This window comes from Aeromonas sp. FDAARGOS 1404 (assembly GCF_019047085.1).
Classification (GTDB): domain Bacteria; phylum Pseudomonadota; class Gammaproteobacteria; order Enterobacterales; family Aeromonadaceae; genus Aeromonas; species Aeromonas veronii.
In genome coordinates this window covers 2,172,150-2,185,190 of record NZ_CP077237.1, presented here as the reverse complement: position 1 = coordinate 2,185,190, position 13,041 = coordinate 2,172,150, and the positions used below count along the sequence as shown (strand labels likewise).

Annotated in this window: 15 protein-coding genes; 12 read left to right on the top strand and 3 right to left on the bottom strand. The window is 54.7% G+C overall.

Going from position 1 to position 13,041, the window contains the following annotated elements; translation table 11 throughout:
* Positions 1–17: 17 nt before the first annotated feature.
* Positions 18–1,079: a glycosyltransferase gene (locus tag I6L34_RS10195; RefSeq protein WP_019444994.1), complete on the bottom strand. Its 1,062-nt coding sequence runs from the start codon at positions 1,077–1,079 to the stop codon at positions 18–20.
* Between the two features lie 236 nt (positions 1,080–1,315).
* Here I6L34_RS10195 and I6L34_RS10190 point away from each other — a divergent pair, with 236 nt between their 5' ends.
* The gene (locus I6L34_RS10190) at positions 1,316–2,515 is read left to right on the top strand and encodes a 3-deoxy-D-manno-octulosonic acid transferase (protein ID WP_216956744.1); all 1,200 of its coding nucleotides are present in this window, start codon (positions 1,316–1,318) and stop codon (positions 2,513–2,515) included.
* A gap of 43 nt (positions 2,516–2,558) precedes the next feature.
* Here the strand turns inward: I6L34_RS10190 and I6L34_RS10185 are convergent, their stop codons facing one another.
* Positions 2,559–3,098, bottom strand: coding sequence for a hypothetical protein (locus I6L34_RS10185; protein WP_216956743.1), 540 nt, complete (start codon positions 3,096–3,098; stop codon positions 2,559–2,561).
* 298 nt (positions 3,099–3,396) lie between these two features.
* Here I6L34_RS10185 and I6L34_RS10180 point away from each other — a divergent pair, with 298 nt between their 5' ends.
* The 7 genes from I6L34_RS10180 (at position 3,397) to I6L34_RS10150 (ending at position 9,007) form a co-directional block, all read left to right on the top strand.
* Positions 3,397–4,113, top strand: coding sequence for an ABC transporter substrate-binding protein (locus I6L34_RS10180; protein WP_216956741.1), 717 nt, complete (start codon positions 3,397–3,399; stop codon positions 4,111–4,113).
* A 60-nt stretch (positions 4,114–4,173) separates the two neighbouring features.
* Positions 4,174–5,022, top strand: a complete 849-nt coding sequence (locus I6L34_RS10175; protein ID WP_216956738.1) for an AraC family transcriptional regulator — start codon at positions 4,174–4,176, stop codon at positions 5,020–5,022.
* A 13-nt stretch (positions 5,023–5,035) separates the two neighbouring features.
* Positions 5,036–5,671, top strand: a complete 636-nt coding sequence (locus tag I6L34_RS10170; protein WP_069556353.1) for a LysE family translocator — start codon at positions 5,036–5,038, stop codon at positions 5,669–5,671.
* Positions 5,672–5,728: 57 nt separating this feature from the next.
* Positions 5,729–6,859, top strand: a complete 1,131-nt coding sequence (locus I6L34_RS10165) for a PotD/PotF family extracellular solute-binding protein (RefSeq protein WP_216956737.1) — start codon at positions 5,729–5,731, stop codon at positions 6,857–6,859.
* A 390-nt stretch (positions 6,860–7,249) separates the two neighbouring features.
* Positions 7,250–7,906, top strand: coding sequence for a DUF3313 domain-containing protein (locus I6L34_RS10160; protein WP_100644777.1), 657 nt, complete (start codon positions 7,250–7,252; stop codon positions 7,904–7,906).
* Positions 7,907–8,006: 100 nt separating this feature from the next.
* Positions 8,007–8,369, top strand: a complete 363-nt coding sequence (locus I6L34_RS10155; RefSeq protein WP_026034886.1) for a cystatin domain-containing protein — start codon at positions 8,007–8,009, stop codon at positions 8,367–8,369.
* Between the two features lie 125 nt (positions 8,370–8,494).
* Positions 8,495–9,007: a cupin domain-containing protein gene (locus I6L34_RS10150; RefSeq protein WP_216956734.1), complete on the top strand. Its 513-nt coding sequence runs from the start codon at positions 8,495–8,497 to the stop codon at positions 9,005–9,007.
* A gap of 101 nt (positions 9,008–9,108) precedes the next feature.
* On the opposite strand, the gene I6L34_RS10145 is transcribed toward I6L34_RS10150, so the two are convergent.
* Entirely contained in the window at positions 9,109–9,609 is a 501-nt protein-coding gene (locus tag I6L34_RS10145) for a DUF1993 domain-containing protein (protein WP_193860943.1), read from the bottom strand.
* A 310-nt stretch (positions 9,610–9,919) separates the two neighbouring features.
* Here I6L34_RS10145 and ydfZ point away from each other — a divergent pair, with 310 nt between their 5' ends.
* From ydfZ to I6L34_RS10125, 4 genes are all read left to right on the top strand, one after another.
* Positions 9,920–10,117 (top strand): putative selenium delivery protein YdfZ, encoded by a 198-nt coding sequence (gene ydfZ / locus I6L34_RS10140; protein WP_005357022.1) that lies wholly within the window; start codon positions 9,920–9,922, stop codon positions 10,115–10,117.
* Positions 10,118–10,318: 201 nt separating this feature from the next.
* Complete coding sequence (locus I6L34_RS10135) at positions 10,319–10,756, top strand: DUF2846 domain-containing protein (protein WP_216956732.1); 438 nt, start codon at positions 10,319–10,321, stop codon at positions 10,754–10,756.
* 496 nt (positions 10,757–11,252) lie between these two features.
* Entirely contained in the window at positions 11,253–11,435 is a 183-nt protein-coding gene (locus I6L34_RS10130; protein WP_139123909.1) for a hypothetical protein, read from the top strand.
* A 75-nt stretch (positions 11,436–11,510) separates the two neighbouring features.
* Positions 11,511–13,037 carry an anti-phage dCTP deaminase gene (locus tag I6L34_RS10125; RefSeq protein ID WP_083250025.1) on the top strand — a complete coding sequence of 509 codons (1,527 nt, stop codon included), beginning with the start codon at positions 11,511–11,513 and terminating at the stop codon, positions 13,035–13,037.
* The last annotated feature ends 4 nt before the right edge of the window (positions 13,038–13,041 follow it).

Genomic DNA, 13,041 nt, shown 5'->3' with positions numbered 1-13,041 from the left:
TTTTCCCCAACTCTTTCTCATAAAGATATAAACTGTTCGGTCACACTTTCACTAGAAAATGGTTGATAACAGTTTGAATTAATGGAAATTCTTATTTGATCAACACTTGTAATTGCCATGGCAAGTTCACTGATATCTTCCATCGGGATTAGAAATTTATCGAGTGGTTTCGTCAATATCTCTGCCGGCCCAGACGGACAATCCACACTGATAACCGGGGTGTGGCAGATAAGTGCTTCAATAAGCACTGTTGGCAGTCCTTCAGCATCGGATGTCAGGATAAGTGCCTGCGCAGCTTTGATAAAGGGATATGGATTCTTCTGAAAGTCGATTATCTTCACCTGGTTGGCAAGATTCATCTCCGCGATCATGGCCTCAATGTGAGGGCGTCGATCCCCTTTGCCCATCAGGACGAGTGGCGTATCAACGCCACTTAGCTGATATGCCTGCAAGAGACGATCGTGGCGTTTTCGTTCTTCGAAGGTGCCAACATGGATAAAATACTTGTCGAATGGCTTGCTGAAAGGCTCATTGGCCAACGCCTGAATTTTCTCGATATCAAATGGATTGTAGATAACCTGACACGATTTGGGTGTAGCTTTTACATTTTGCAAAATGTCGTCCGCGATGCCACGAGATACGCAGATCAGTTTCTTGCCATTATAGAAGCGCTTGAATTTTTCATATCCTTTGGCATTGTCTTTGGCAAAACCGGTGACATTTCCGTGGATCCAGTAATAAATATTCAGTGTATCAGGCAGGTGTCTGGTAATTTTGTCACATGAGCATGAGATAATTACGTCAGGCGAGATCTCTTTGACTTTTTTAAAGATCAGAGATGCTTGTATTTTTTCAACCGCAACATTGGATATGGCTTTAGTCAGCTTTGTGACAATGCCAAGATTAATCGGGTGAATGTTGTCAGGTAGCGTATGGTCTATTTTTTCCCGCAAGGTAAACAAGGTTACATCTGCACCGGCATCTTTTAGCAATGATGCGGTATTGAGCAAAACCTTTTCCGCACCACCACCATACAAGTCTTCAACAATGAATAAAAACTTTTTAACTGGTGGGGTCATAACTGCTCCGCGGGTCTCATAACTGACTGGTAAATCTACTAAAAATGTGAATCGTAAACGAGCAAAATCAGGTGGCAACTGTTAAAGTCGTTAGCAATTTTTTCAATAGGTGTGGATCAATGATTGGTCTTAGTGGGCGCTACCATAACGCATTATTCGCGGCCTGTATATTTGCCGGGCTGCTGCTTTCCTGGTTGTTTTCCGATCACCAACTCCTCACCGGCGATCAGACCCAGATGCTCTACAAAGGTTACCTTGGGGCCTATGAGGGGGTCTGGCTCAGCTATGGCAATGCGGCGAGTGCGGTGGGTAATGTGCCGGGCAGTTTATCGGCCTGGCTGATTGGCGGGCCGCTGCTGCTGTGGGATTCTCCCTATGCCCCCATGGTGTTGCTGCTGGTGATGCGGTTGGTCGGATTCCTGCTGTTTGATGCGGTGATCCGTCAGGTGTTTGATGACAGGGTGCGTCTGCTGTTTCTGGTGCTCTGCTGGCTCAACCCCTGGTTCCAGTACGAGAGTCTGCTCTACAACCCCTCCTATCTGTTCCTCTTCTCGGCCATGCACTGCTGGTCGGCCTGGCATATGCGCGAGCGGGCCTCCTTCTGGCACATGATCGTTCACCTGCTGGCCATCGGCATGGCGATGCAACTGCACTACTCCTGGCCACTATTGGCGGTAATGTCCACCTATCTGTTCTGGCGCCGCATTCTCAAGGTGAGTTGGAGCGGGGTGGTGGTGGCTACCCTGCTGATCGGTGCCTCCCTGATCCCTTATGCCATGGAAGTGATGAGCAACAGCCATATCACCCAAAACGTCGATCCCGAGGCGCGCCAGCGCTATATCGGCTGGGGGCTGGTGCATGTCTATCCGGTGTTGAAATCAGTGCTCTACTGGCTGCGCTACGGCTCCTGGCTGTTTGCCAGCAAGCTGGTCAACGACACCCAGTTCATCTGGCTGGCGGGGCACGAATACCTGCAGATGGCGGCAGTCTGGCTGTGGCGGGTGGTGATCTACGGGGTAGGCTCGGCAACTGTGCTGCTGGCGGCCAAGGCCAACTGGCAGCTGTGGCGCGAACTCAAGCCACGTCTGCTGCGTAGCGATCGCGCGCCAGTGGATGGTGAAAGCTGGCTCGGTCTCTATGCGCTGGCGGCGGTGCTGGCGGTGCTGGTGAGTGCGGCGCTCTCGCCCATCATCTTCAACTACTGGCACCTGATGTTGATCTTCCCCTACGCCTTGTTCCCGATCCTGCTGTTACTGGTGCGTTGGAGCCGCCGTTATCCGCAGTGGCTTGGCAAGGGGCTGCTGGCAGCCACCCTGTTCTGCACCGCGGTGAACCTGATTGCGGCATGCGACAGCACCAAGTTCTCCTATCAGGCGGACTACAAAACCCAGGTGCTGGAGTATCTGCAAGAGATGAAGCTGCAACACAAGCAGTGAGTCATCCACGGCCAGCTCCCCGAGCTTGGGGGGCTGGCTGTCACTATTCGAAACGGTCCATATGGGCGAAGTTTTTGGCTTCGGCAACCCAACCCTCACGCCCCTGCTTGTCCCGGATTTTTACCCACCACTGGTTCTGCGGTGACCGGCCGTATCTGATCTCTTTGCGCGCATAGTCATAATCGAGAATGTAGGTTTTGCCCTTGTACCAGAACAGGCTATTGCCTTCGCCCAGTCCGCCGAGGATATAAAGCCTTTCCCCTGCCTTCATATTCAACAGCGGCCCTTTTCCCTCCTTGCTATAGCCCAGCTTGACCGACCTGAGTATCTCGACGATCCCCGGTTGTTCGGTAATGACAACCCCGGTCAGTCCTTCCACCTGTTGGCCGCGGGGTAGCCGGAACAGCGCTTTGGCAGTCAGGGATGGCTCGGCTCTGACGATCACCTCTTGCTTGGTGGTCCACGACTGATAGGTACAACCTTCAAACGGGCAGCGACCCCAGTCGTAATAGGGCAGGCGCGGCTTTTCATCAGAACTTACAGTCGCAGCAAACAACGACAACAACAGCAAAAACAGTCTCATGAATCTACCTGTCCGGCGGGGCGCTCATCCGCCGGTTTAATGAATGGGGCCGCACTATATCTCAAGAGCCCAAAATCCATCAAAGCCGCGGAATTATTGATTTTCACCGCAATAAAACGGGGCTCATTGGTCATGGAAGTCGGTGGCGCAAGAGGCCGACGCGCGGCATGAGCGGATAGCCCGCCCCTTTGCCTTGTGCCATGCTGATGGCTATCAGGGCATCGGGTCGGCACCTATGGGCATCTCTCGTTCGGGTATGCGTTTGGTATTACTGCTATCGGCACTTCTCCTCCCTCTTATGACCATCAGCCAGGCCGTGGCGATCAACGCGCCACTGCGGGGATGTGTCTTCCAGCTGGCGCCGCTGGTCACCATCGATCAGCAGGGCAAGGTCTCCGGGCCGGTGATCGACTACTTTCGCCGTCATATCGAACCCGCGATCGGGCGTACCATCGAGTGGCAGGGGCTCAATGTGGCGCGGCTGCTCAGCAACCTCGAGAGCGGCGAGTGCGATCTGACCCCGCTGCTGAGTTACAGTCCCGAGCGTGCTCGTCACTTTCGCTATATCGACCCCCACCTGTTGCTGCTGCGGCCGGTGTTGGTGGTACTGGTGCCATCGCGGCTTCACTCGGTCGAACGGCAAGAAGATCTCTACGGCACCACCATCGGCTGGTCGAGTCAGGCGATCGTGCCGCTGCTGTTGCAGCATCCGCAGATCCATATCGACACCCTCTCCCAGCTCAGCTGGGAGCATGGCAACATGCAGAAGTTGCTGCGCGGGCGCATCGATGCCGCGCTCTTCTCCAACGATATTTCCGCCAACCATTTTCGTGCCAAGCTCCCTGCGGCGACCCGCCTCATCTACCTGCCGGTCACCCCGCTGCAGGTACATATCGTGCTGAACAAGTCGCTGGGGGATGGCAATCCCGAACTGGTGCAACATCTGCGTCAGATGGTGGAGCGGGTGCCGCTCGCCTCACTGGTGGAGCCAACCCCGCGGCTGTGGGGGCGTTGAGAGGGGGTTGCGTGCAATAATCTACAAGTCCAAGGCCCGCTTCTGGTGTATCTATAAGCCATGAATACCACCGATTCCCTCATCCGCTATTGGCAATCCCCGCACCTGCCGGGGGTCGAGCTGTCACACTCCCACCACAGGGCGTTCAGCTACGGCCGCCATGTCCATCTCGACTACCATATCGGGCTGGTGCAGCGGGGTGGCCAGAAGTTTATCCACAAGGGGAACAGTCACCATCTGGTGCGCGGGGTGCTCTCTACCGTTAACCCGGACGAGGTGCACGACGGCCTCAGCCTGTTGCCGGAAGGGTACGAGGTGCGGGTCTTCGCCATCGATCCGCAGCAGCTGGCGCTTTGGCTGCCGGAGCAGCCGGAACCCTTCTTCGACAAGGGATTGCAGAGCCGCCCCGACCTCTATCAGGGCTTTGCCCAACTACACGGCTATCTCGACAACCCCAAGGCCGATGGCCTGCTGATCGAGAGCCAGCTGCTTGCCCTGCTGGGGGAGCTGCTGCATCTGGCCCCCGAGGTACACCAGCTGGCCGATCCCCAACTGCGATTCCTGCGCGACTACCTGATGGCCGCCCTCGACGAGCCCCACTCGCTGGAAGAGCTGGCGGGGCTGCTCGGGCTCGATCGTTTCGCCTTCCTGCGCCAGTTCAAGAAGCGAAGCGGCATGACCCCCTACGCCTGGCTGAAACGGCTGCGGCTGGAGCAGGGCAAGCGGCTGCTGGCGAGCGGCATGGCGGTGAGCGAGGTGGCGTTGGCGGTCGGCTTCTTCGATCAGAGTCACTTCCACCACGGCTTTCGCCAGGCATTCGGTCTGACACCCGCCGAATTTCGTGCCCAGATGCAATCTTTTACAAGCCGCGCCCCCCGCCGATCCGCCATGCTGGCTCTCCGTCGTTAAAGCGAGAGTTGTTATGCTGACCAGTCTGTTCGTTACCCTCGGCCTGATGCACCTGATTGCACTGGCCAGCCCCGGCCCCGATTTCGCCCTGATCCTGCGCACCAGCCTGCACCGGCCGACCGCCCTTGGCGCGGCGCTGGGCATCTCGCTGGCGATCATGGTGCACGCCACCCTGAGCCTGACCGGGATCAGCATGCTGATCGCCAGTCACCCGCTGCTGTTTATGGTGATCAAGTGCTGCGGCGCCCTCTATCTGGGCTGGTTGGGGTGGGGCGCCCTGATGGCGGCTCGCCAGCAGAGCAGCACCCTGATGGCCAGCGCCGCCAACGAGCTGCGCGGCTGGGGCAGGGGCGTGCGCACTGGCCTTGCGACCAATCTGCTTAACCCCAAGGCGTTGGTGTTCTTTATCGGTCTGCTGGCCGCCATGGTGACGCCTGAGGTGGACGGGATGACCCGCAGCCTGCTGGTGGGCGAGCTGTTCATCATCTCCCTCTGCTGGTTCGGGCTGCTGGCGTGGAGCCTCTCCACCGATCGTGCCCAGCGCCTGCTGCTGCGGGTGCAGCGACCGCTCAATCTGGTGACTGGCGTGCTGTTTGCGGTGGTCAGCCTCTCCATTCTGGCGAGCATGGGGGCCGAGCTGATGGTCTGACGGGTGGGCGCATGGGCCTATACTCCAACAAGGTTTACCTGTCAGGAGTACCCGGCCATGCGTCTACTGCCTCTTTGCTGGTTGTTGGGGATGACCCCGGCGCTGGCGGCCCCGGTTCAGCTCAAATTGCTGGAGTGGGGCTATCTGCCTGCGGGTTATGAACAACAGTTTGCCGACTACGCCAACGCCCATGGGGTGGAGGCGACGGTCAGCCGGGTTGAGCCCCTGCTGACCGATTTCGACAGTGTCTACCGCGCCCTGCGCACCCGCAGCGCCGATGTGGTGCTGCCGACCAGCTACTTCTACAAGGCCCATCACCAGCCGCTGTTCAAGCTGCTGCTCCCCATCGATTTCAGTCGCCTGCAGCACTACGCCGAGGTGAAGCCCGCCCTCAAGAACACCGAGTATGACAAGCAGGGGGAGCGCAACTACTCGGTGCCCTTCTCCTACGCCATGTTCAGCCTCGCCTACGACAGCAAGCAGGTGCCGCAAGCGCCCACCAGTTGGCAGGTACTCGCCAACAGCTCGCCGCCGGGTCAGTTTGCCGAGTTCTGCGACCAGTTCGAGCCGCTGCTCTTTTCGGTGCTGCTCTCCCTTGGCAAGTCGCCCGCCCTGTTTGCCAGCGGCGAGATGCTGGCCGACAAGACCTTGCAGCAAGAGGTGGAGCAGCAGCTCTCGCAGCGGCTGCGAGCCAGTCGCGGCTTCTGGTTCAATCAGGCCAACCGCTGCGAGGATCTGCGCCAGCAGAGCTTTGCCACCACCTGGGGGTTGGAGCTGGTGGAGTGCAACAAGCAGAACGAGCAGCACTGGCGGATCGCCATGGTGCAGGAGGGGGCCATCTATGCCCTCGATGCGATCTCTATCGCCCGTCATGTCGGCGATGATCCTGCGCGGCTCGAGGCGGCCTACCTGCTGGTGGATTTTCTGCTGAGCGCACCGCTGCAGCGCCAGATGCTGGTAGGCACGCCCACCATCTCGGCCAGCAATATTGCCTCCCGGCCGCCCCTCAGCCCGCAGGAGCAGGCGGTGCTGCCGGATCGCCCGCTACCGGAGTTTGACGAGCGGCTGCTGGTGCCCGCGTTGCCCGCCCATATCAAGAATCGCTACAAACGGATGGTGCAGCAGGCGATCGTCGCCAGCGGTAAAGAGGGGCTGGTCAAGCAGTGCCCCTGGGATCTCGATAACTGATGAATGAGCCTGCTGCTTCTCCGGCAGCAGGCAAGTTTGCGCAAGATAGCTGATGATCGGTCATCGCCCGTTCCAGGGCATTCCCCGTTCAACTCACGCCGCTCACTGGCCCCCATCGTTTGAAAAAAACCGAGCGCTTTTCGCAGCCCCATTTAGCCGGATTAAACAACCGAACCCTCGCCAGATTGCCGTTCATACCCTGGCTGACCCTGTACAAAAGTGCCTCAATTGTGACAACTTGGATGTGAGCTGAACAATCCTGATCTGTCCCTTGTGGGAAGGTGATGAATAGGTTATTTCTCTGTGACATTGGCGGCATCCGGCACGGGTTCTCCAGCCATGTGGTGCGAAATCCACAGCAAAAACAAACAGTAAAATGCAGGAGCAAATATGAAAAAGGTCGTGATGGTTGCCGTGGCTGCGGCCCTGTTGGGTGGTTGCGCCGTCAAGAATCAGGTATCTCACAGCTTGCAGGCGATCCCGCTGACAGCCTTCCAGCAGAGCGAGAGCAACCCCAATCAGCGGGTCTACAAGGAGCCGGGCGTTGACCTGCGCCAATACAATGAGGTGCTGCTCGATCCGCTGCAGTTTATCCGGCAGGAGAACGGTCAGTGGTATCTGCTGACCGCCAACGAACAGAACCAGATTGGCCGCTACTACCACGACAAGTTCCAGAGCGAGCTGATCAAGCAGGGCGTCAAGATCGCCACCGCCCCCGGCCCGAAAGTCATGCGGATCCAGGCCGCCGTCACCAACTTCGACCTGACCCGCCCCGACCCCAAGCTGCGTGACCTGCTGCCGGCCAAGATTGCCATCAACGTCACCCGCGAAGTGATCGGCAAGGAGCCCTATCTGCTCAAGGTGGGCAGCATGGCCCAGCTGCTCGACTCCCGGAGCGGCAAGCTGCTGGTGCGTGTGATGGATGCCCGCGAGAGTACGGATACCACCCACAAGGATGAGCCCATCACCGCCGAGGAGATGGAGAAGATGATCGACCAGTGGGCGGCCAGCCGCGCCAAGCAGCTGGCGGACAATCTGGGGCGCTGATCGATTGGTGCGTCCAAGCGGGGCGCAGCGGGAGCCTTTTGGGCTGCAATAATGGCAAGATGTTGATAAGGTGGTCATTTTGCAGGCAGGAGAAAATGATATGAAACGTGTGTTGTTACCCATCCTTGTTGCTGGCCTGTTGAGTGCCTGCAGCACCTCGTCACCCACGCCTGAGTGTGCGCCGATGGCGGGTGGCTGGCAGAGTCAGCCGTTGCCCAATGCTGAAGGGGAGGCTGCGCTGGCCAGCGTGCTGGCTCGCATGAACACGGCCGCCAAACTGCAGAGCATCCGTGAGGTGCGCAGCCAGGTGGTCTCCGGGGTCAACTACGACATCGAGTTCCAGCTCGACAACGGAGAGGTGTGGAACACCCGTGTCTATCGGGATCTTGCCGGCAACTACCAGATGACCCGCACGGCTGCACAGGGTGAGCTTCCTCCCTTGCCTTGCGTCAAGGCCAAGTAATTCCTGCTTGTTGAGCCCCTCGTCAGAGGGGCTCATCTGACCAGAAAATTTCTGCTTTTCTCCCCGCATTCTGACAGTCAGGATGACCCTTCCCGTGACTGCATCCTCATAGAAAAGGAACCGCTATGAATCGCCACCCCTGCATCAAACACTGGAGCGAGCTGCAAGAGCAGACGCCGCGCTACTACTCCGGCAGTCAGGAGCCCCTTTCTCGCGGCTGCGCCCTCGGCAAGCACTTCGGCTTTAGCCGCATCGGCATTCACCACGAGATTGTCGAGCCCGGCCATCGCACCAGCTGGCCCCATGCCGAGAAGACTGAAGACGAGTTTGTCCACGTGCTGGAAGGGACGCCGGATGTCTGGCTCGATGGCGTGCTCTATCGGCTGCAACCGGGGGATTCGGTGGGCTTCAAGGCCGGTGACGGGCTGGCCCACGCCTTTATCAACAACACCGAGGAGATCGTCCGCCTGCTCTGCATTGGCGACACGGATCGGGAGGACAACCGCATCCACTACGCCGTGCATCCCGAGCGCAATATCACCCTTGGCAAGCTGCACTGGGATGACGTGCCCGCGCGCGAGCTGGGTGATCACGATGGCCTGCCCGACAAGCTGCGCGAGAGCAACGGCCCCTTCTAGGGCGCAGCCTTTCTGCGCACCAGATCTGCACCACCCGATATAAAAAGCCTGCCGCTTGGCAGGCTTTTGCTATCTGTTTGCCGCCTGTGGCGGCGCGGCGTTTATTGCAGGTTGAGCCCGCCCAGATAGTCGCGCTTGCCGAGATCGACCCCGGCGCGGCGCAGCAGGGCGTAGGCCATGGTGAGGTGGAAGTAGAAGTTGGGAATGCCGTACTCATGGACGCAGGTATGGCCATCCATCCCCTTGCCGCCCGCCCAGTGGGGCACGTAACGGCCGCTGGCATACTGGCTGTAGTCCGCGTCCAGCTTGCCTTGCAAATAGCTGATGGTCTTGCCGATATGGGCGCGCAGATCGGCGATGGTCTTGGGGTCATCCCCCAGCACCGGCAGTTCGCTGTGGCTGGCGGTGGCGACCACGGCGCGGGCCGAATCGCAGCAGATCAGCACCTGCTTGGACAGCGGCAGCATATCGACGATCAGCCGCTCGCCGAAGAAGTTCTCCACGTTGAACTGTTTCGCCGCGGCGTGGGCCTCGGCCTTGGCCAGACAGTGATCCAGATTGGTCAGCATCTTGATGAACTGGGCGGTAATGTCGCGATTCATGAGCACTCTCCATCTTGTTGAAACAGCGGCTCGCTTGCGCGGCCACAGTGAATGAGACTGGCTAATCGGCCACCAATATACCCCAACCGCCGCCGGGTTCGAGCCCACCGCGACGAAAAGGGCAGGGCAGCGCTACTTCGCGCGACAACCGCTGGCCAAGGGGCCATGCTCGCTTTTTGAACCTGCGAGTCCCTTATCGCCCCTTTTTTGATCTGTGACATAAATCACCTTTTTCAGGGGCGTAGGCTTAATGCCGTTGTCCTGGACAGACGCCTGCGCATCCGCCAGGACACAAGAAAAGGAGAATGAGATGAAGATCTATGACCGTAACCGCAATGTGCTGAACCAGGGTCAGCGCGTGATGATTGCCGCCACTGGCGCAGTCGATTTTCTGAAAGAGGCCCACACCGACAATATGACCCCCTATCAGGCGGAGCATGAGAAGTGCGTGCTGCTGGCAAACTCCGGAGAGCGTTACGCCCCCATCGAGTTGATTAGACTAGGCTGATCCCTTTCCCTGTCACCCTACTCTTTACAATTCACCCGACCGCCGAGACCATCTGGCGGCCGGGTTTCTGATTTCCCCCTTCATCCCACCAAATGCCGAAAAATTGAGCCGAATCACACCCTGTTCGATTTGAGCGATTGTCAGCCAGGGCAGGCTCATGCGAACCTTTAATCCCCGTTAACCCACTCAAAAATAACGACTATGTTCAGGCAAATAATGATGAGTGCCGCCCTGCTGTCGGCGGCGCTGCTTTCCGGTTGTGCTTCCGTACCTATGGCCGATGCCACCGCAGACGCGCAGGCCAAGCAGTTTGTAGCCCCCAAGGATGCGGCCAACCTCTATATCTATCGCAACGAGACCTTCGGTGCGGCGGTGAAAATGCCGCTGCTGGTGGATGGTATGGCAGTCGGCGATACCGTGGCCCACACCTACATCCTCAAGCAGGTGACACCGGGCAGCCACACCATCACCTCCAAGTCGGAGAACGATGCCATCCTGACCCTCAGCACCGAGGCGGGTAAAAACTACTACGTCTGGCAGGAGGTCAAGATGGGCCTGCTGATGGCCCGCTCCAAGCTGAGCCAGGTCAGTGAGGAGGAAGGCAAACAAGGGGTGATGGAGAGCAAGTTGGTCAAGTGACCAGAGGCTTTCACCAAAAACAAGGCGTAGCTCCACCAGTTACGCCTTTGCCCGAAAGTGGGTGTTCCAGATTTCCTGTCCATGTAGGTTCGATTAGCGAAGCGTAATCGGACGATCGCGTAATGGAATATCCGCACCATCATGGCCCGTAAGCAGATCGACGTGAGGCAAGGCTATGCTTGGCTTTTCGGTCTCAACGAGGGGAAAGAGATGGCCAATTGGCGGCGGGCATGGAGATTTCCCATCCCAGATCGGCACGCTCTGTTCATCGGAACCGTTATCCTACATATTGTGTTTTGAAATTCATTTTAAACTATATGTTGTGCTTGAAATTTAAATAGTGACGTAGGTTAGTTTTTTATGTTTTAAATTAGTAAGTTAAGTTTAAATGGATTATGTTTTAGTTGCAGTTGGGCAAAAAATGAGTAGAATTTCGCGCTGCATTTAGTCTGTTAAACCTGCATTTAGGATGATAAATGTAGATAGGAGGTTAAGCATGGTTGCTTCTATGTACGAATATAGGCAGAGAAAGAGCCAAGTCATTGAGTCTAATGGCAATTTTTGCGCACCTAAAAATAATGAGCAAAGTGCAAAAGTGGTTGAAATTAAAGACAATAACAAAAAGAAAAGAAGGGCTCGTGATGTATTGTTATCATCTGCCCAAAAGTTGGGTTGGTGATTCTGTTACAAAACAATTGATTTTTAATGAAAAACCCTTAAGAATATTTTTATCAATTCTTAAGGGTTTTTCATTATGGCGACGTCACCAGTCAAAGCACCTAAAATAATCGGAATAACAAACCCACCTAAAGATGTAATTGGCGTGATCAAAAAGCGGCGTTCACAAGAGCTTATTATTGGTCTTTGTGGTGCGATAGGTTCAGGAATCAAACCGCTTAAAAATACAATATGTGAAAAGTTAAAGTCATATGGGTATGAAGTACACCATATAAGACTGAGTGATATCATAATTAGTAAGACTGACCCTACCTTAAAGTCGTTAACAGGATATGATCGCTACGTTCAGTTGCAAGATGCTGGCGATGAGTTGAGGCGTAAACACAATAGTTCTATTTTGGCAGCATGTGCAATAAATGAAATTGCATTAACTAGAATAGAGGAGTATGGCTCTGATGAAGAGGAAAGTGACGAATTAGTAAAAACAGATAAAAAAGTAGCATATATATTAGACCAGCTAAAACATCCTGATGAGGTTAGTTTATTAAGGACTGTTTACAATCACAACTTTTATTTAATTGGTCTAATTAGAACGGAAAAAGAAAGAAAGCTGAATCTAGAAGAAGAAAAGATAAACCCTGGTGAAATTGAAGAATTGGTCATGCGCGACAGAAAAGACTCTGATGAGCATGGTCAGCAAGTTGAAAAAACATTGTATGGCGCAGATTTCTTTATAAGAAATATCCATAATCAGAGCCAGCTATTACAAGCCTCTGTAGAAAGATTTATTAAGCTCGTTCATGGTGTCAATGGAATTACACCCACGCATGATGAAATCGGAATGTTTGCCGCTTATTCAGCATCATTACGCTCTGCGTGCTTATCTAGACAGGTTGGGGCTGCAATAACTGATGCTTCAGGAAATGTTATTGCTACTGGATGTAATGATGTTCCTGCTGCTGGCGGAGGTTTATATTCTGCAAGTACCAGCAAGGATTTCAGATGTGTACATAAAGGGCAGTGTTCTAATGATAAGCATAAGAGTCTTCTTAAAGAAGAAATTAGACAGACGCTTACTAAAGAAATACATGATGAAAGGTTAGTTCAGCACCTTGTGCAGCAAATTGTATCAGAAACAAAAATAAAATCTCTAATTGAATATTCACGCGCTATTCATGCTGAGATGGATGCTATTGTTTCACTTGCCAGAGAAACATCTGAGTCAACAAAAAACAAAATATTATTTGCCACGACATATCCATGTCATAATTGTGCTAGACATATTGTTGCTGCTGGCATAAATAAGGTTGTATATATTGAACCTTATGAAAAAAGTCTCGCAATGAAACTTCATGATGATGCTATATCAGATATAGATGAAGTAGGCAAAGTTATTTTTATGCCATTTGAAGGTGTATCTCCTAATAGATTTGAGAAGTTTTTTAAATCAAATGGTGCCAGAAAGGATAATAGTGGTCGCGTTATTCATAATCATGTGAATGATTTATATCATGTCGATACTCAATATTTAGATAGTTATCATGCATATGAAGCTAAAGTAGCAGCGATGCTTGCAGGAATGTTTGAAAATACCGACGCTTAAGTAA

Excerpts from the sequence above, each read along its gene's own strand:
- I6L34_RS10195 (WP_019444994.1), bottom strand. The coding sequence starts at position 1,079 with ATGACCCCACCAGTTAAAAAGTTTTTATTCATTGTTGAAGACTTGTAT.
- I6L34_RS10190 (WP_216956744.1), top strand. The coding sequence starts at position 1,316 with ATGCTCTACAAAGGTTACCTTGGGGCCTATGAGGGGGTCTGGCTCAGC.
- I6L34_RS10185 (WP_216956743.1), bottom strand. The coding sequence starts at position 3,098 with ATGAGACTGTTTTTGCTGTTGTTGTCGTTGTTTGCTGCGACTGTAAGT.
- I6L34_RS10180 (WP_216956741.1), top strand. The coding sequence starts at position 3,397 with ATGACCATCAGCCAGGCCGTGGCGATCAACGCGCCACTGCGGGGATGT.
- I6L34_RS10175 (WP_216956738.1), top strand. The coding sequence starts at position 4,174 with ATGAATACCACCGATTCCCTCATCCGCTATTGGCAATCCCCGCACCTG.
- I6L34_RS10170 (WP_069556353.1), top strand. The coding sequence starts at position 5,036 with ATGCTGACCAGTCTGTTCGTTACCCTCGGCCTGATGCACCTGATTGCA.
- I6L34_RS10165 (WP_216956737.1), top strand. The coding sequence starts at position 5,729 with ATGCGTCTACTGCCTCTTTGCTGGTTGTTGGGGATGACCCCGGCGCTG.
- I6L34_RS10160 (WP_100644777.1), top strand. The coding sequence starts at position 7,250 with ATGAAAAAGGTCGTGATGGTTGCCGTGGCTGCGGCCCTGTTGGGTGGT.
- I6L34_RS10155 (WP_026034886.1), top strand. The coding sequence starts at position 8,007 with ATGAAACGTGTGTTGTTACCCATCCTTGTTGCTGGCCTGTTGAGTGCC.
- I6L34_RS10150 (WP_216956734.1), top strand. The coding sequence starts at position 8,495 with ATGAATCGCCACCCCTGCATCAAACACTGGAGCGAGCTGCAAGAGCAG.
- I6L34_RS10145 (WP_193860943.1), bottom strand. The coding sequence starts at position 9,609 with ATGAATCGCGACATTACCGCCCAGTTCATCAAGATGCTGACCAATCTG.
- ydfZ (WP_005357022.1), top strand. The coding sequence starts at position 9,920 with ATGAAGATCTATGACCGTAACCGCAATGTGCTGAACCAGGGTCAGCGC.
- I6L34_RS10135 (WP_216956732.1), top strand. The coding sequence starts at position 10,319 with ATGTTCAGGCAAATAATGATGAGTGCCGCCCTGCTGTCGGCGGCGCTG.
- I6L34_RS10130 (WP_139123909.1), top strand. The coding sequence starts at position 11,253 with ATGGTTGCTTCTATGTACGAATATAGGCAGAGAAAGAGCCAAGTCATT.
- I6L34_RS10125 (WP_083250025.1), top strand. The coding sequence starts at position 11,511 with ATGGCGACGTCACCAGTCAAAGCACCTAAAATAATCGGAATAACAAAC.